The organism is Microbacterium gorillae (genome assembly GCF_000826185.2).
Taxonomy (GTDB): Bacteria; Actinomycetota; Actinomycetes; order Actinomycetales; family Microbacteriaceae; genus Microbacterium; species Microbacterium gorillae.
Window position 1 is genome coordinate 1 of record NZ_LN648866.1, and the last position, 17,601, is coordinate 17,601.

General features: G+C 68.9%; 14 protein-coding genes. 3 read left to right on the forward strand and 11 right to left on the reverse strand.

Annotated elements, in window-relative coordinates; translation table 11 throughout:
- Positions 1-417 precede the first annotated feature (417 nt).
- From BN1193_RS00035 to BN1193_RS00055, 4 genes are all read right to left on the reverse strand, one after another.
- Positions 418-975, reverse strand: coding sequence for a dihydrofolate reductase family protein (locus BN1193_RS00035; protein WP_040162757.1), 558 nt, complete (start codon positions 973-975; stop codon positions 418-420).
- Positions 976-1,407: 432 nt separating this feature from the next.
- Positions 1,408-2,061, reverse strand: a complete 654-nt coding sequence (locus BN1193_RS00045) for a TetR/AcrR family transcriptional regulator (RefSeq protein WP_052460274.1) — start codon at positions 2,059-2,061, stop codon at positions 1,408-1,410.
- 5 nt (positions 2,062-2,066) lie between these two features.
- Entirely contained in the window at positions 2,067-4,253 is a 2,187-nt protein-coding gene (locus tag BN1193_RS00050) for a YhgE/Pip domain-containing protein (RefSeq protein WP_040162725.1), read from the reverse strand.
- Positions 4,250-7,138, reverse strand: coding sequence for a YhgE/Pip domain-containing protein (locus BN1193_RS00055; protein WP_040162728.1), 2,889 nt, complete (start codon positions 7,136-7,138; stop codon positions 4,250-4,252). The genes BN1193_RS00050 and BN1193_RS00055 overlap by 4 nt, the downstream gene beginning before the upstream one ends.
- A gap of 96 nt (positions 7,139-7,234) precedes the next feature.
- Here BN1193_RS00055 and BN1193_RS00060 point away from each other — a divergent pair, with 96 nt between their 5' ends.
- Positions 7,235-8,833, forward strand: a complete 1,599-nt coding sequence (locus BN1193_RS00060; RefSeq protein WP_040162732.1) for a DHA2 family efflux MFS transporter permease subunit — start codon at positions 7,235-7,237, stop codon at positions 8,831-8,833.
- A gap of 170 nt (positions 8,834-9,003) precedes the next feature.
- Here the strand turns inward: BN1193_RS00060 and BN1193_RS00065 are convergent, their stop codons facing one another.
- From BN1193_RS00065 to BN1193_RS00095, 7 genes are all read right to left on the reverse strand, one after another.
- Positions 9,004-9,618, reverse strand: a complete 615-nt coding sequence (locus tag BN1193_RS00065; RefSeq protein ID WP_040162735.1) for a DUF1269 domain-containing protein — start codon at positions 9,616-9,618, stop codon at positions 9,004-9,006.
- 216 nt (positions 9,619-9,834) lie between these two features.
- Positions 9,835-11,121: an aspartate kinase gene (locus BN1193_RS00070; protein ID WP_040162739.1), complete on the reverse strand. Its 1,287-nt coding sequence runs from the start codon at positions 11,119-11,121 to the stop codon at positions 9,835-9,837.
- A gap of 128 nt (positions 11,122-11,249) precedes the next feature.
- The gene (locus tag BN1193_RS00075; RefSeq protein WP_141396583.1) at positions 11,250-11,720 is read right to left on the reverse strand and encodes a DUF2004 domain-containing protein; all 471 of its coding nucleotides are present in this window, start codon (positions 11,718-11,720) and stop codon (positions 11,250-11,252) included.
- Between the two features lie 98 nt (positions 11,721-11,818).
- The gene (locus BN1193_RS00080) at positions 11,819-12,022 is read right to left on the reverse strand and encodes a hypothetical protein (protein WP_040162744.1); all 204 of its coding nucleotides are present in this window, start codon (positions 12,020-12,022) and stop codon (positions 11,819-11,821) included.
- Positions 12,022-12,954, reverse strand: a complete 933-nt coding sequence (locus BN1193_RS00085) for a DMT family transporter (RefSeq protein WP_040162746.1) — start codon at positions 12,952-12,954, stop codon at positions 12,022-12,024. The genes BN1193_RS00080 and BN1193_RS00085 overlap by 1 nt, the downstream gene beginning before the upstream one ends.
- A 245-nt stretch (positions 12,955-13,199) precedes the next feature.
- Positions 13,200-13,793: a recombination mediator RecR gene (gene recR, locus BN1193_RS00090; protein WP_040162748.1), complete on the reverse strand. Its 594-nt coding sequence runs from the start codon at positions 13,791-13,793 to the stop codon at positions 13,200-13,202.
- Positions 13,793-16,111, reverse strand: a complete 2,319-nt coding sequence (locus tag BN1193_RS00095; RefSeq protein WP_040162751.1) for a DNA polymerase III subunit gamma and tau — start codon at positions 16,109-16,111, stop codon at positions 13,793-13,795. The genes recR and BN1193_RS00095 overlap by 1 nt, the downstream gene beginning before the upstream one ends.
- Before the next feature lie 92 nt (positions 16,112-16,203).
- Between BN1193_RS00095 and BN1193_RS00100 the strand changes: the two genes are divergently transcribed.
- Together BN1193_RS00100 and BN1193_RS00105 are read left to right on the forward strand one after the other, a co-directional pair.
- Positions 16,204-16,725: an AAA family ATPase gene (locus BN1193_RS00100; RefSeq protein ID WP_040162753.1), complete on the forward strand. Its 522-nt coding sequence runs from the start codon at positions 16,204-16,206 to the stop codon at positions 16,723-16,725.
- A 7-nt stretch (positions 16,726-16,732) separates the two neighbouring features.
- Positions 16,733-17,458 (forward strand): MBL fold metallo-hydrolase, encoded by a 726-nt coding sequence (locus BN1193_RS00105; protein ID WP_094770182.1) that lies wholly within the window; start codon positions 16,733-16,735, stop codon positions 17,456-17,458.
- The last annotated feature ends 143 nt before the right edge of the window (positions 17,459-17,601 follow it).

Sequence of the window (17,601 nt, forward strand, 5' to 3'; positions counted from 1 at the left end):
CCATCACTATTCGTCGGCAGCGTCAGATGTGTATAAGGACCAGGGTCACGAGCCTCAGTGTGTTTTCCGTAGTATCTTCTCGACACTACGCACGCCCCGCATCCGGCCCCTCGCAGCCCCAGCCCACCGCTCTCCCGCGGCCATCCCGGCTACCAACACACACCTCGCGTCAACACAAGAACCCGACACCGTTCCGCGGAATCGCGACGGGAAGCGTGAGCCGCTGCCGGAATCCGAACCACCCGACGGACTCCGCCCTCCCCAGCGTCCTAAACCGGACCACCCCCGAATCGCGAGCCGATCACCATGCACCAAGAAGAACAAATATTCGAGACTCCGTCGAGCAAGTCCCGCTGCCAACATCGGCTCCGGCGCATGACGCACCGCCCCCGCACGAAGACCGCCGGTGCGGTCCCGTCACTCCGCGCGACGGTAATGGACGACGATGACCCCGTTGCTCATCGGCTCGGCCGAGACCAGCTCAAGGCTCCGCGTCGCGGCCAGCCCGGCCTCGAACAGCGATGGCCCGTGACCCGCGATCTGCGGTTGGAGGAGGAAGACGTACTCGTCGATCAGGTCGAGCCGGTCCAGCTCAGTCGCGAGCATGTCGCTGCCGACCATCACCCCGTCCGGCGTCGCGTCCATGAGCTCCTGCACCGCCGAACGCAGGTCACCCGTGAGGTGATGAGTGTTGTTCCAGGAGAAGTCGGTCCTGGTGGACGAGACCACGTACTTCGGCTTCGCCTCGAGCGCGACCGCCCAGGCCTGAAGCGCGGGCGGAGCGTCGACGTCGCCGCTGGCCACCCCCGGCCAGAATTCCTCCATCAGCTCGTAGGTGACGCGGCCCCAGAGCATCGCACCGGCGCCCTCCAGCATGCGTGTGAAGAACGCATGCGTCTCATCATCGGCGATTCCCTCCCGATGATCGATACACCCGTCCAGGGTCACATTGAGGCTGAAGGTGAGCACTCCCACGGGGCGAGTGTAGATCCGGCCCGCGGGCGCCGCCAGGGTCACAGTCCCCGCGCGTACCACCTGTCGGAGTATGGACCGCTGCGGAACGGATCGATCCGGACGTGGCCACGCCACTCGGACATCGCGCACGCCTCGAGGAGGTCGGATCGGGTGTCCAGGCGCATCACCGTCCGTCCCGACGAACGCGCATCAACCTCGGCTTCGGAACCAGCGCGCCCGTACCAGCGCATCGCCACGTCCGTCAGCTCCTCGCGCGTCAGCGTTCGCGCAGGATCGCTGGAGGGTTCGACGTCAGGGAGTACCAGCGCGCCCGTACCAGCGCGTCGCCACGTCCGTCATCTCCTCGCGCGTCAGCGTTCGCGCAGGATCGCTGGAGGGTTCGACGTCGCGGATCGGAAAGTCCACTTCCGGATTCTCCCCGCCGCGGCCCGCTCAGTCCTCCGCGATGATCTCCGGGTGGGCTGCGAACAGCTCGTGCTGCTCGCGCCAGGACAGCCCGACGACGCTGAGCACCATGCGCGCCACGATCGCCGCGGCGTCCGCCGTCGAGAGCCGGAGCTCCCGCAACGTGGCGCGCGCAGCCTGCTCGACGAGGACGGCGAGGAGCTTCGCGTCAACGTCCTGCCGGAACATTCCGGATGCCACGCCCGCTGCGGTGATGGCCCGGACTCGCCGCCGCAGCGGCAGCAGGGCGCGCACCGTGATGTCCATGTGGACATCGTCGAGCGCGATGTTCGCGGCCGCCCGGACGGCATCCGCCTCACGCCACAGCCGTACCGCCATCCGCGCCAGCGCCACCCGCGGGTCCGGATCATCGGTCGCCTCGGCGATCTCGTTGAAGCGGACCGCGCCGAGCGTGATCACCTCGCGCAGCAGCGACTCCCGATCCGGGAAGTGCCCGTAGACCGCGCGCCGGGACAGCCCGGCGCCGTGCGCGATCGCGTCCAGCGACGCGTGCGGGTCCAGCGCGAGCAGGGTCCGGGCCGCGCTCAGCAGGGCGGCCCGGTTAGCGGTCGCATCGCTGCGCCGGCGAGCCGGGGTCGGCACACCGCCGGCGCGGGATTTTCGGGTCGTCGTGGTCGTCATCACGGTCACATCAACTTCGTCGATTCCAGCGCCGTCGACAAGCCCTGGGTGAAGGACATCAGTGGCCGACGCAGTACCAGGCCCAGGAGCAGCGCCGGAACGAGGAACAGGGCCAGGAGACCGAGTTGGATCCAGTAGTCGCCGTCGTAGATCCCGGCCACGGCCGCTCTGATCGCGTTCACCGCATGCGTCGCGGGTAGGAACGGACTGATGTTCTGGAACCACGCCGGCAGCAGCTGCAGCGGGTAGGCGCCACCGGATCCGGAGATCTGAATCACCAGGAACAGCACCGCGAGCGCCTTTCCGGCGTTGCCGAACGCGAGCACGGCCGTGTAGATCAGCAGGGTGAACACCAGCGTGGTCACCCACGCCGCCAGGAGCAGGAGGAAGGGATGGGCCGGCTGGATCTGCACGAACAGCAGCAACCCGAGAGTGAGCAGGGTGCTCTGGGCCAGCCCGGTCGCCGCGAAGATGCCGTAGCGACCGAGGTAATGCTGGGTCGGCGTGAGACGGACCCCCTCCCCAAGCACGTCGGGGCGCACGTCCGTGCGGATGGCGACGGTCATCAGCAGCGCACCGACCCAGAGCGCGAGCACGGTGTACAGCGGCGCCATGCCGGCACCGAAGCTCACCAGCGGGAAGACGGGCGTGCGATCGACACGGACGGGCGACGCCAGCGAGCTCGCCAGGGCCTCCGGGTCCGCGCCGATGATCTTCCGCAGGTCGCTGAGATCCCCGGTGTCGGCGCTCTTCGCCAGCGCCGCCTGCAGCGCGTCGAACTTGCCCGCGGTCTTCTGCAGGGTGTCAGCGAGCTTCGTGGACGTCGCCTCGGCCGAGGTCAGCACGTCCCGCACCGTCCCGGCGGATCCGGACAGGCGAGACGCGGCCGAATCGAGGTCGCCCTTGATCGTGGACACGTCATTCGTGATGCCGGACAGGGTGTCGGAGAGTGCGTCCAGCTGCGGCTTGAGGTTGCCGGTATAGGCATCCTTCGCATCCTGCAGCGCCTTCTTCGCCTGCGCGATCGCATCCGTGATCGCCTGGTGGGAGTGCTGCGCCCGGTCGTTGCCGGCCGCGACGTCGGCCGCGGCCTCCAGGAGGCGGTCGTGCACCGACTGCTGGCGCGCGATGGCTTCATCCAGGCGGGCGATCACGGCGTCCAGCGCCAGTTGCGCCTTCTCCGGCAGCAGCGGACGCACTTCCGTGTCGAGCTTCGTGCGCAGCGCCTGGTAGGCGTCGATCTGTTCCTGCACGCGCTCCGCCATCGACCGCAGAACGTCGCCCTGTGATCCGCTGACCGCGTCGAGCTTGGCGAACAGCTCATCCACCCGGTCGCCGACCGCGTCGTATCCGGCCGCCGTCGAGGTGAGGGCGTCATCCAGCGCGGATGCCGCCGAGGCCAGTGAGGACTGCAGTGCTCCCACCGCGGCGCCGCCGTTCGATGCCGCCGCGGACGCGTCGTCCAGGGCGGCACCGGAGGACGTGATGAGGGAGCTCGCGCTGTCCACCAACGGCAGGCTCGCGCGAATGACGGCGGTGAACATGGTCGCCGTCTGGGCGCCGGAGCGGAGGTGGGCGGCACTGGTGGCGACACGACTCTCCAGACGCGTCAGCGCCGCCTGCGTGTCGCCGCTGTTGAGGAAGTCCGACATCGAGGAGATCAGCGCGAGGGACACATCCCCGAGCGTCTTCGTGAAGACCTCGCTGATCTGAGAAGAGACGCCTTCCGCACCTTGACCGGTGATCTTCGGGGCGAGCGCGTTCTTCTTCTCATTGACGTAGTAGTCCAGGTGCGTGCTCTTGCCGCCGTCGGCGTAGAACGTGAGCATGTCGGCGCTGAACGTCTTCGGCAGCACGATCGCGGCGTAGTACTCCCCCGTCTTGGTACCCGCGATGGCGTCAGATTCCGAGGTGATGACCCAGTTCAGATCCTTGTTCGCGCGCAGGGCGGACAGCACCTGCTCGCCCACGTTCGTGCGGATCGGGATGAGGTCGCTCTGGTACCCCTCATCAACGCTGGCCACCGCGACGGTGAGGTCGCGCGTGTTCGCGAACGGATCCCAGCTGGCGATCACGTTGAACCAGGTGAACAGCGAGGGGATGACGACGAGACCGAACATGACGATGATCGCCATCGTGTTGGAGGTGGCGCGGCGCATGTCACGCCAGGTCAACCGGAGGATGTTCTTCACGACCGCTCACCCCCGTCGGCGTTCTCGTCGCGATCGGATTCCTCGGGACCGGCCGCCTCGGCGGAGTCGGCTCCATCCGGGGATTCGGGGGGCATCTCGGCGTCGGACAGCAGGGCGCCGGCATCGTCGGACGCCGCGTCCGCGTCCGGCGTCTCCGGGTCGGCGGCCGGCTCCGGGAACAACCAGCTCAGGACATCGGTGTCCGCATCGGCGTCTACATCGGTGTCAGCATCGGCGTCTTCGACGGGCGCGGACACATGCTGATCCAGCACCGCCGTCTCCGTGTCCGGCGCGGGGAGCACTGCGGTGTCGGTGTTCGTGGCCGCGCCCGCTCCGACCGCCACGGGCTGCCGGCTGCCGCGATCCAGGATCAATTCCCGCAGTTCCTCGTCGTCGAGCTCGCTGATGCGCAGCGCGCGCTCGCGGCTGGCCTTGACGTAATCCAGCACCACTAGGAAGGCCATCGCCAGCAGGCACCAGATCACCCAGATCCCGAGCAGCGTGGCCTTGATCCCCGGCAGCGCCCAGCCCGCCACGCCGAGCACGACCAGCCCCACCACGGCCGTCAGGAGCGTCACGCGCACGAGGTTCGGATAGTGCCGGTTGAACGTCGCCGAACGGCGGGCGATCGCCCGGTCGTGCTCGCCATGGCCGTTCAGCGCGCGCAGCACGTCCTCCAGTCGCACACCGCGGTCGGCGACCTGCACGGTCTCCCCGACGAGCAGATCGGTCTCCGCGATCCGCCGGTTGAAGAGCATGGCGAGGTTCGCGACCCGACGGCGCACGACGAGGCCGAGCAGGAACGCGATGGCGACGAAGATCGCGAGCATGCCGAGGTCGCGCCAGTACTCCGCGCCCTCGAAGCCACCGATCGTCTCGCGCATGGCGTTGATGCCGTAGGTGAACGGCAGGAACGGATACACGCCGCGGAAGAACGCCGGCATCAGTTCGATCGGATACAGGCCGGAGGCTCCCGGGATCTGCATGATCACCAGGAGCACGCACAGCCCACGGCCGACGTGGCCGAACGCGACGCACAGGGCGTAAACAATGCTGAGGTACGCGAGCGCGAGCAGGACGCCGGTGCCGACGAAGGCCACCGCGCTCGCGGTCTGCACTCCGATGATGAGGTTGCCGACGCAGACGATCACCGCCTGCAGCGCGGCCAGGATGGCCAGCAGCAGGAAGCGGCCGAGGTAGGCCTCACGAACCGTGATGCCCTCCACACCCGCGGTGTCCACTTCGACCTTGAACAGGACCATCAGCATGAAGCATCCGATCCACAGCGAGAGGTTCGTGAACAGCGCCGCCATCGCGGACCCGTACGAGTCGATCGGGAACAGCACGTGCTGGTCGATGTTGACCGGCGAGGCGAGGAAGCCGGCGATGTCGGCCGGGTTGAGGCCGGTCACCTTCGCCAGTTCGCCCCACACGGACGCGGCGCCGAGCGCCACGATGTCGGTGCGCGCGGTGTCCAGGCCCGACTTGATGCCGGCGAGATTCCCGCCGAACGAGGCCAGCGCGTCGGAGGTCGAGACGAGCTGTCCGTCCAGGTCCGACAGCAGCTGGTCGGCCTGACCGATCTGCTGCTGCTGCGCACCGAGTGCGGAGGAGAACTGCCCCGCACTGCTGGACAGAGCCGCCATCGCACTGCTGAGCGCCGGCACCGTGTCGGTGAGGGCCGTGCGCAGGCCCTTCGCTGCGGCCGAGGCGTTGGCGGTGGCCTTCGAAACGGCGTCCGCCGCGTCCTTGATCGCCTGACTCGTCGCCGCGGCGTTGTCATTGAGTGAGCCGAGATCTTTGATCAGCTGCTGGTCGGCGGCATTGCGTTCCTGGAGCGCGGTGATGACCTCCGTGAGCCGCTGCGCGACCGCGGGGTCGATGTCGGCGTCGTCGACGATCGCCTGCAGTTGCTCGATGGCCGCCGCGTTCGCCGCGGCGACGTCCTTGATCTCGCTGATGGCCGTGTCCACGCGCCCGCTGGCCTGCTGGAACGCGCCGGTCAGCTCGGTGACGGCGACGTTCGCCGAGGCAGAAGCGTCAGCGAGCAGCGATGCTCCGGTGACGTAGGCCGAGGTGGCGGCGTCCGTGAACGACACGATCTCCTGTTGCGCGTCAGCGATCAGCTTCTGGGCCTGGGCGATCGCCGTCTGAACGTCGCCCAGGGTCGCCGACACATCGGACAGCGTGCCGCGGGCAGCGGCCAGGCCGTCCCGTGAGGAGGACAGGGACTGCTGCATTCCGCCGACGGACTTCTGCGCGTCGGCCACTTGCGTGGCGGCGGACTCAACGGCGCTCAGCGAGTTCTGCTGAGCATCCTTCAGCTTCTCGGTGACGTCGTCCCCGGCCTGTTTGACGGCCTCGGTCGCGGCGGAGGCGACCTGCGCGGTGAAGGCGCTGGTGATCTGCTTGTCCAGCGTCGAGGCGCCCACGTCGGTGATCTTGGGGGCGATCGCGCTGGCCTTCTCGTTGACGAAGTACTGCAGCGCGGGCTGGGTGAAATCCCCGGTCGTGATGCTCAGCAGATCACTGCTGAAGCCCGTCGGGATGATGATCGCGGCGTAGACATCTCCGCTGCGAACCGCGTGCTGAGCGGCGTCGGCATCCATGAACTCCCAGCCGAGCTGGTCGTTCTCGCGCAACTGATCCACGACCTGCGCGCCGATGTCCACGTGTCCGGTGAGCTCCGAGGTGGCACCCTGATCCTCGTTGACCACAGCGACGTGGATGTTGGCGGTGGCCGAATACGGATCCCAGAACGCATTGATGTTGAACCAGGCGTAGAGTGCGGGGGTCACGAGGGCGCCGATGACGATCACCCAGACTTTGCGGGTGCGCACCAGTCGCATCACGTCCCGCTTCAGGACACCCCAGATCTTCCCCACGGACTCACCCTAGCGCATTTGTGCACACCAGTGTGCAACTTAATGCGGGACCGCTGTTGCCGACACAGTGTCACGAAAGGCGTATGATGATCCGTCGTGAGCACTAATACGGATCGCTACACCCGCCTGCGCTGGTGGGGCCTGGCCGCCATCTCCCTCGGCGTCGCGATGATCATCATGGACGCCACCATCGTCTCGGTGGCGGTGCCGAACATCATCGAGTCGCTGAAGCTCGACACCTCGCAGGTGCAGTGGGTGCAGGAGATCTACACTCTCGTCTTCGCGGCGCTGCTGATGGTGTGGGGCACGATGAGCGACCGACTCGGCCGCCGCCGCATCCTCGTGATCGGTCTGATCGTGTTCGTCGGCGCCAGCATCCTGTGCGCGTTCGCCCCGAACGGCACGTGGCTCATCATCGCCCGCGCCATTCAGGGCGTCGGAGGCTCGATGGTCATGCCCACGACCCTCGCCCTGCTGAACGCGAACTTCCGCGGCAAGGAGCGTGGCATCGCGTTCGCCGTCTGGGGCTCGACGATCGGCTCGATGGCGGCAGTCGGTCCCGTCCTGGGCGGCTGGCTCACGGCGGCCTTCTCCTGGCACTGGGCGTTCTGGATCAACCTTCCGTTCGGCCTGCTCGTCATCGTCGGCGTCCTGCTGTGCCTGCCGGAATCCAAGGAGCATGCGACCGCACCGTTCCGGGACTGGATCGGCGCGATCATGTCGGTCCTCGGCTTCGGGCTCCTCGTGTTCGGCCTCATCGAGGGCCGCACCTACGGCTGGTGGCAGGCGACCGATGACGCTCCGATCTCGCTCGGTTCCCTCAGCGTGATCCCGGTGATCTTCGCCCTCGCGATCATCGTGCTCGTGCTGCTGGTGCTGCGCGAATCCTCCCGGGTGCGGCGCGGCCTGTCGGTGCTGCTGGACGTGTCACTGTTCAAGCTCGGCTCGTTTGCGAACGGCAACGTCACGGCGCTGACGGTGTCCCTCGGCGAGTTCGGCCTGATCCTGTCCCTGCCCCTGTGGTTCCAGAACGTGCTCGGAATGAACGCGCTGCAGTCGGGTTTGGCCCTGCTCCCCCTGGCCGTCGGCTCTTTCGTCTCCAGCGGCTCGATCCACCCGCTGTCGAAGTACCTCAACCCGCTGCAGATGGTCCGCCTCGGCGTGATCCTGGAGATCGTCTCGCTGGTCGCTCTGGCGGTGTTCATCCGGCCGGACTCCTCGCTGTGGGTCACCGGGGTACCGCTGTTCTTCTACGGCATGGGCGTCGGGTTCGCGACGGCGCAGCTGACGCAGGTGATCCTCGTGGAGGTGCCCATCGAGAAGTCCGGGCAGGCATCGTCGACGCAGTCCACGTCCCGTCAGATCGGATCGGCGCTGGGCATCGCGATCATGGGAACGGCCCTGTTCTCCACGCTGCGCACCGGGACGGAGGCACGGCTGTCCGATCAGATCGCGGCGAACCCGGAGATCGGCAAGCTCGTCACCGCCGTCTACGACTCCGCCGGCTCGCTGATCGGCCCGCTGGCGAAGAACCCGCAGACCGCGGACGTCGCCACCGCCGCGCAGGCTGCTCTGACGCAGGGCGTGTCGACGGCCGCGATCGCCGGAATCACGGCGCTGGTGATCGGTCTGCTCACGACCATCCCTCTCGGTCGTGCATACCGCCGCATCAGCGCCGACGCGAACGTCGGCTGACTCCGTCCGGTCGCTGCCGCGCGAAACATCACGAAGCGCTCGAGACACCCATGCGTCGCATGAGTGTCTCGAGCGCTTGATGGTGTTTCGCCTCAGGAATCAGAGGTCGCGCTCAGCCTCGCGAGCTTCGTGCTTGGTCTCGAGCGCTTGATGGTGTTTCGCCTCAGGAATCAGAGGTCGCGCTCAGCCTCGCGAGCTTCGTGCTTGGCCTCGCGAGCTTCGTGCTTGGCCTCGCGAGCGGCCTTCCTGTCGGCGCGCTTCTCCTCCCGGAGCTTCTGGCGGGCGGCGTCCTGCGCTGCCGCGAGGGCCTCCTCCTCGGCGTCGACCTCAGCCTCGACCTCGTCCGCCGTCTTGCGCACGAGCGTGGCGCCGTTGTCGGCGGCGAAGCGGTCCAGCGCTGCGTCGTCGACCTCGTCGATCTCGATCACGAGCAGATTCTGACCGGGCGCGAGGGCCGCGCCCACGTTGTCGAGCACCGAGTCCTCGGTGTCGTCCCGGTCGGTGTCCGCCGCCGAGCCGATGAGTGCGCCGGCCCCCCAGCCGAGCAGCACGCCGAGCGGTCCTCCGAGCAGGCCGACGAGCGCACCGATCAGGGAGCCGCCGATGGTCCCGCCGGCGGCACCGGCGTCACCACCTTCGGGCACGACGAGGCGCCCGTTCTGGTCCTTCTCGATGATCGCCGAAGCCGTGATGCTCGAACCGATCTCACTGTTGTTGAGGTCGGACAGACCCCGGTAGGTGGCGTCCTTGTCTGCGAAACGCAGCGCGACGATGTTGGTTGTCATGGTGTCCCCGTTTCTTCCCGTCGCTCGGACGATTTCCGGCGACGAGGAAAGATCACCACGTGTCGGGCTCCGACACCATACCCGTCAGGGGGTTGACAGCCGACACGCCGGATGCATGACCCCCGAGCATGACGTTGTGTTTCGCTCCGTGACGTTCTGCGTCCGCCGCTTCAGCGGCCAACCACTCGCCCGCGGACGCGAAGCGGAGAGAGCGGGTCAGCGACCGGTGCCGGCGTGGACGACGGCTTCCGTGTCGCCGTCCAGCCCGTAGGCGGCGTGAACCTTGCGGGCGGCCTCGACGATGTCGTCCGCGCGCAGCACGACCGAGATGCGGATCTCACTGGTGGAGATCATCTCGATGTTGATGCCGGCAGTGCTCAGCGCCTCGAACAACGTCGCGGACACACCGGAGTGCACGCGCATGCCGGCGCCCACCACGGAGATCTTGGCGATCTGGTCGTCGTGCAGCAGATTCTCGAAGCCGACCGCCGTCTGCTCGGCCTTCAGCGCACGCAGCGCCGTTCCGGCGTCCGCCTTCGGCAGTGTGAAGGAGATGTCTGTGCGCCCGGTGGTCGCCGCGGACACGTTCTGCACGATCATGTCGACGTTCGCGCCGGACTTCGCGACGATCGTGAAGATCTCGGCGGCCTTGCCGGGGACGTCGGGCACGCCGACCACCGTGACCTTGGCCTGGCTCAAGTCGGTCGCCACTCCGGCGACGACGGGCTCTTCCATCTTGTCTCCCTCAGCTGCGCGGGGGTCTTTCATGCCCTCGCCGAGAACGTAGGTGCCCTCGCTCGACGAGAACGTCGAGCGAGCGTGGATCAGGACGCCGTGGCGGCGGGCGTACTCGACGGCGCGGATGTACAGCACCTTCGCGCCGTTCGCGGCGAGTTCGAGCATCTCCTCGGTGGAGATGACGTCGAGTTTGCGGGCCAGGGGAACCACGCGCGGGTCCGCGGTGAAGATGCCGTCCACGTCCGAGTAGATCTCGCAGACGTCGGCGGCGAGCGCGGCGGCCAGGGCGACGGCGGTGGTGTCCGATCCGCCGCGGCCGAGCGTGGTGATGTCGCGGGTGTCGCGGTTGAAGCCCTGGAAACCGGCGACGATGACGATCGCGCCCTCGTCCAGCGCCTCGCGAAGGCGCACCGGGGTCACGTCGACGATGCGCGCGTGGCCGTGGTGCGAGTCGGTGATCATGCCGGCCTGGCTGCCGGTGAACGAGCGCGCCTCGAAGCCCATTGAGTGGATGGCCATCGCCAGCAGCGCCATGGAGATCCGCTCGCCGGAGCTCAGCAGCATGTCCAGCTCGCGCGGCGCCGGGATCGGTGCCACCTGGTCGGCGAGGTCGAGCAGCTCATCCGTGGTGTCGCCCATCGCGCTGACGGCGACGACGACGTCGTGTCCGGCGCGGCGCGTGTCCACGATCCGTTTCGCGACGCGCTTGATGCTCTCCGCGTCGGCGACGGACGACCCGCCGTACTTCTGCACGATCAACGCCATGTGGTGACTCCCGGGGTACTGAGCGATGTGCTCAAGGATTCCCATTCTACGAAGCCCCGCATGCCGGAAATGCCATGTTGCGGTCCGCAGCGGTGCGAATTCGTCATCACTCGACCGGGTGCGCCCGATCAGCTCTCCCAGCTGATGCGGGGCTCGGCACCCCGACGGAAGCGGGCGACGAGAAGCTGGTCCGTGATCGGCTCCGGGATCGCGTAGTCCAGGGACAGGGGTTCGCTCGTGTCCCACGCGCCGTCGGGGAACACGCCCAGGTGGACGAGGTGCAGCGCCGCCAGGAACGCGTCGCGGTCGCCGGTGAAGTCCTCGACCTCATCGCGGTAGAACGCCCACAGCTGCGCCACGGGGGTGCCGTCGACGTCGATGTCGCGGGCGAAGGCGTCGCGCGCGCGGACATCGAAGTCGGGCAGACGATCCAGCGCCGCGTCCATCTCGGCAACGATCTCGGCGGTGAAGCCGGACGGGTCAGCGACCGCCAACGTCACCGAGCAGGAACCGGTGGGCGTCGGCATCGCTCCGTCGCAGACCGCGTCGGAGTCCTGCGTGCAGAACACGAGCGGACCGAGGTGTCGACTGGCGAGCATGGCGCCAGCGTAATCCCGGTGACCGATCGCGTCGAGGTCCACCGCGCTCGGGCCGTTGCGCTCGTGGATCGGCGACGCTCGGGGCCGGCGGCGTTCGATTACCGGCGCTCGTTGCCGCGCCGGTAGTTTCCGGTCGCGCGGGCGAGCAGCTGCTGATCGCTCTCATCCGAGCGGCCGAGTCTGCCGAGCAGCGCTGCCGCGGCGGCGCCCCGGACGACCGTGACGACGCGACCGCTCCGCGAGATGCGAATGTCGCCCTCCTTGGTGACGTGGTGGTCGAACGGGTCATCCGTGAGTCCCATCAGCGCACCTCGACGGCTTCATCTTCGGGCGAGACCGGGGCGGTTCGGCGCGGTCGGAGGCGTCCGCCGGTGGCGGCCAGCCAGCACCCGACCAGCACGATCGGCGCGCCGATGAGGAGTCCGACGCCGAGGTGCTCGCCGAGGAGGAGCGAACCGAGCAGCAGCGCCACCACCGGGTTGATGTAGGTGAACAGTGGGGCGTTCACCGGGCCGACCTCACGGATCAGGGCGAAGAACGCCAGGAAGGCGAGCGCCGTGCACAGCAGACCCAGAAGCAGCAGACTGCCGCCGGAGCGGAGACTCGGCAGCTGGTGCTGCGTCATCAGCGCCGCAGGGAGGTAGCCGATTCCGATCATCAGCAGCGCCAGCGTGATCGAGCCGATCGAGGGGACGTCCCGGAGTTTGCGGTCGATGACGAACGGGGCGATCGCGTAGAAGAGTCCGACGGTGAGCACCATGCCCACGGCCCACAGCGCTGCGGTTCCGGACGTGCCGATGCCGGAGCCGTACACGACCACGGCGACGCCGGCGAAGCCCAGCAGCAACCCGATGATGCGCAGCGGACGCACAGCGGTGCGGTCGCCGCCGCCGATCGCGATCAGTGTGCCGAACAGGGGCACCGTGGCCACCAGCAGACCGGTCAATCCGCTCGGCAGGGTCTGTTCCGCGGTACCGAGCAGCAGGAAGGGCACCGCCATCTCGATGAGGCCGAACGCCAGCACCCAGGGCCAGTGCTTCAGCGCCGTCCGCAGAGCACCCGAGCGGATCGCGAACGGGAGCAGCACGAGCGCTCCGATGAGCGTGCGCCCGCACACCACGGCGGCGGGGGCGATCGTGTCGACGGCTTCCTTGATGAACAGGTACGGCAGGCCCCAGAGGATCGCCATCGCCCCGAAGAGCAACCAGCCCCGGCGCGTGAAGCCGTTCGTCATCGCATCCCTTTCGTCCCTCCCACGGTAGCGGGGGCCGGGGACGTTCCCGCACACGATGACGGTCGCGGATCGGCGGGATCCGGACAGGGTGGAAGGGACCTGCACCGCGCGACGGCCCTCGAACGCCCGACCCACGGTGGGAACCGACCTACACCGCGCGACGGCCCTCGAACGCCCGATCCAAGGAGGAACGGACCTGCACCGCGCGACGGCCCTCGACCGCCCGACCCACGGTGGGAACCGACCTACACCGCGCGACGGCCCTCGAACGCCCGACCCAGGGTGACCTCGTCGGCGTACTCGAGGTCGCCGCCGACCGGGAGTCCGGATGCGAGGCGCGTGACCGTGATCTGCATCGACGTCAGCAGCCGGCTGAGGTAGGCGGCGGTCGCCTCCCCCTCGAGGTTCGGATTCGTCGCGAGGATGACCTCCTGGACGGTGCCGTCCGCGAGGCGTGACATGAGCTGCGCGACGCGCAGGTCGTCCGGACCGATGCCGGCGATCGGGCTGATCGCCCCGCCGAGCACGTGGTAGAGGCCGCGGAACTCGCGCGTGCGCTCGATGGCGGAGACGTCCTTGGCATCTTCGACCACACAGATGAGCGTGGCGTCCCGACGCGGGTCGCGGCAGATCGCGCAGCGGTCCTGTTCGGAGACGTTGCCGCAGATCTCACAGAAGCGGACCTTCTCGCGCACCTCGGTGAGCAGCTCGGCGAGGCGGGACACGTCGAAGGACGGCGTCTGCAGGATGTGGAACGTGATGCGCTGAGCCGACTTCGGTCCGATGCCGGGGAGGCGACCGAACTCGTCGATCAGGGACTGGACGATGCCGTCGTACATCAGGCGAACCTCGTCGGGGCCTCGTAGGGCTCTTCACGGACGAAGGTCGCACCGAGCACCTGACGAACGACCGCTTCGCCGTAGCGCTGCTGCCCCTCGCCGATGTCGATCGCACGGCGGGTGACGGTGGGCCGGGCGGGTCCGGTGACGTCGAGGCCCGTTGCCTCGTCCTCGGGCTGGTCGCCGTCCTGCGGCTCGTGCGCCTCGTCCGTGCGCGACGCAGGGGCGGAGGCGGCGGCCTCGGCTTCCTCCGGCTCGTCATCGACGGCGAGCGGCATCTCGGTCGCTCCACCCGGGATGGGTGCGACAGCCCACTCCGTCACCGGAGCGGCGGCATAACCCGAGCTGCTCGGTCGCGGGGCGGCCGCAGGCGTGTGCTCGGCCTGCGGGGCCGGCTCGTCATCGTTCGGCGGCGCATCGGAGGGGTACCAACCGTCATCCGCGGGCGCTGCCGGGGCGGGGGCACCGCTGCTCCACGCCGGGCCGGGCGCGGGAGGTGCGCCGAGGCCGCGCGGGGCCGGCTCGGTGTCGTGCCGGGCCAGGTACTTCACACGCACGCCGAGGACGGCGATGATCGCAGCACGCAGGTCCTCGCTCGGGCCTGCTCCGGCGCGGAGCTGCTTGAACTTCGCCACATCCGCCTGGCTCTGGAACGCCAGAGTCAGGACGTCGCCCTCGAACGCGAGGACGCGGGCATCGCTGGCCACGAGCCAGGACTGGCGATTCACGCCCTCCAGCTTCTGCAGGATCTCCGGCCAGGCGTCGCGCATGCGATCCACGGACACCGCCTCCACCGGACTCGGCGCGGCTGCGGGGACAGCGACGGGCTCCGGCGCCGGGGCGGCTTCGGTGACGGCGACGGGTTCCGGCGACGGGGCGGCTTCGGATTCCGGCGTGGGTTCCGGCTCCGGCTCCACGTCTGGCGTCGACTCCACGTCGGGCTCAACCGCGGGCGTCGCTTCCGGCTCCGGCGTCGGCGCCGCTTCGGGTTCCGGCTCAGGTTCCGGCCCGGGCTGGGGCTCGGATGCCGCGCGATGCGCAGGCGCCGGTCGGGCGCTGACCTCCGGGGCCGCCGCCGCGACCGGTACGGATTCCGCGGTGGTCGTGGGCGCAGGTGCGGGCTCTTCGACGGGCGCGGACGGCCGTGCTGCCGGAGTGTGCTGAGCGGCGGGCGCCGGAGCACCGTGAACGGCGGTAGTCGGAGCTGCGTCGATGGCACCGGACTCGGTGAGCACGCGCGCGACCAGCAGCTCCAGGTGCAGGCGTGGCGAGGTGGCGCCGGTCATGTCGTCCAGAGCGGTGCTGACCAGGTCCGCGGTGTGCGACAGCCGGGTGCCGCCGTACACGGTGGCCTGGCGGGCCATGCGGTCCAGCTCGTCGGACGGGATGCCGCGCAGGACGCTCGAGGCGTTCGGCCCGGTGGCCGCGATGACGATGAGGTCGCGCAGGCGCTCGAGGAGGTCGTCGACGAAGCGACGCGGGTCCTGGCCGGTCTGGATCACCCGGTCCACCGCGGCGAAGGCGGCGGCCGCGTCTCCCGCGCCGAACGCGTCCACGACGTCATCGAGGAGTTCGGTGTGCGTGTAGCCGAGCAGGGCGACGGCGCGCTCGTACGCGACCGTGTTCGCCTCGGAACCGGCGATGAGCTGGTCCAGGAGCGAGAGGGTATCGCGGGGCGATCCTCCCCCGGCGCGGACGACGAGCGGCAGCACGCCGGGTTCGACGGAGACACCCTCCTGCTCGCACAGCGAGGCGACGTATTCGAGCATCGCGGCCGGCGGCACCAGACGGAACGGGTAGTGGTGCGTGCGGGAGCGGATGGTGCCGAGCACCTTCTCCGGCTCGGTCGTGGCGAAGATGAACTTCACGTGCTCGGGAGGCTCTTCGACGAGCTTCAGCAGCGCGTTGAAGCCCTGCTGGGTCACCATGTGCGCCTCGTCGAGGATGAAGATCTTGAAACGGTCGCGTGCCGGGGCGAACACGGCGCGTTCGCGGAGGTCACGTGCATCGTCGACACCGTTGTGGCTGGCCGCGTCGATTTCGACGACGTCGAGGGACCCGCCGCCGGACCGGGACAGCTCGACGCACGAGTCGCAGACGCCGCACGGGGTGTCGGTCGGACCTTCGGCGCAGTTCAGACACCGGGCGAGGATGCGGGCCGACGTGGTCTTGCCGCAGCCGCGCGGACCGGAGAACAGGTAGGCGTGGCCGACGCGGTCGGCGCGCAGGGCGGTCATCAACGGATCGGTGACCTGCGACTGCCCGATCATCTCGGCGAACGTCTCCGGACGGTACCGGCGGTAGAGGGCTGTTGTCACTCCTCCAGCCTATGCGGTGTCACCGACATCGCGGCCTCGCCGTCCGGCGTCACCGGCACCGTCCGGGAGCGGCCGCCTGCGAGAATACGAGTGTGGCTTGCGTCGGCACCGAATCAACGCGTCTCGTCATCATCCGGGGAGCCTCCGCGTCCGGGAAGACGACGACGGCGCTCGCCCTGCGTGAGCGTCTCGGATCGCGCGTGGCGCTCCTTCACCAGGACCACGTCCGACGTGAGGTTCTGCGCAACGACGATCGCCGGGAGCGCCACGAACACGCGAGCGTTCTCCTCGTCGGCGCGGCGCGTCAGGCGCTGGACCTCGGCTATGACGTCATCCTGGACGGCATCTTCAACCTCCGCGACTACTCGGCGGCCTTCGAGCGGCTGCAGCGCGATCATCGCGGCTTCACCCGGATCTACCAGTTCGACCTGAGCCTCGATGAGACGATTCGGCGGCACGCCGGCCGACCGCTGTCGCGGGAGTTCGGGCCGGACAAGCTCCGCGACTGGTACGACGGGTGGCAGCCGCTCCCCTGGCACGAGGAGACGCGCGTCGGGTCCGCGGTCACGACGGACGAACTCGTGACCACGATCCTGCGGGACATCGATCGGTGACCTCCAGATGAGTGAGCTCCGGTGGACTCCCGTGGCCGACGGCGTCCGGACGGCGGTGCTGCCGGAGGCGTCGATGAACGTGGTCGTGGTCAGCGACAACGGCGAGGCGCTGGTGATCGACCCGGGGGCGACGCCGGACCGCGGACGGACGATGCGGGCCGAGGTGCGGGCCGCCGGTGAGGTCGTGCTCGGTGTGATCATCACCCACCCGCATTGGGACCACGTGTTCGGGCTCGCAGCGTTCCGCAACGTGCCCTCGTACGCCCACACCGCCACGATCGACGAACTCGCCCGAGCCGGGACACGTCAGGTTGACGACCTCCGGGAGCGCGGTTTCGTCCTGCCGGAGGGTTTCGCGGTGCCGATTCCCACCGTCCCGGTGGCCGCGCCGACGACGATCCGCGTGGGCCGGCGAGAGGTGCGCCTGGATCCCGTCGGGCACGCTCACTCGGTCGGAGATCTCGTGATCCACATCGACGGGGTGAGCATCGTCGGCGACCTGGTCGAGGTCGGTGCGCCGCCGCAGCTGCGCGACGCGGACCTCGCCGGCTGGACGGCCGCGCTCGACCACCTCGCAGAGACGGCCGGTCCGGTCATCATTCCCGGCCACGGTGCTGTCAGCGACCACGCCGAACTGGACCGGCACCGGGCCATGTTCCACGCCGCGCTGGCATATCGCGCCGGCACGGGCCCGATCCCGGACGGCTTGGACCTCTCGCAGCTGCCGCACTGACAACCCAGCGGCTGGCGCTCGCTCAACGACCGGGAGGGCGTTGTGTTCGAGTGGTTCAGAAGGGTGGTGGGGTGTCGTCGGGGGTGGTGAAGACGACGGTGCGGGGGGGTTTGTCGGGGTAGGTGCTGCCGAGGGGGCTGGTC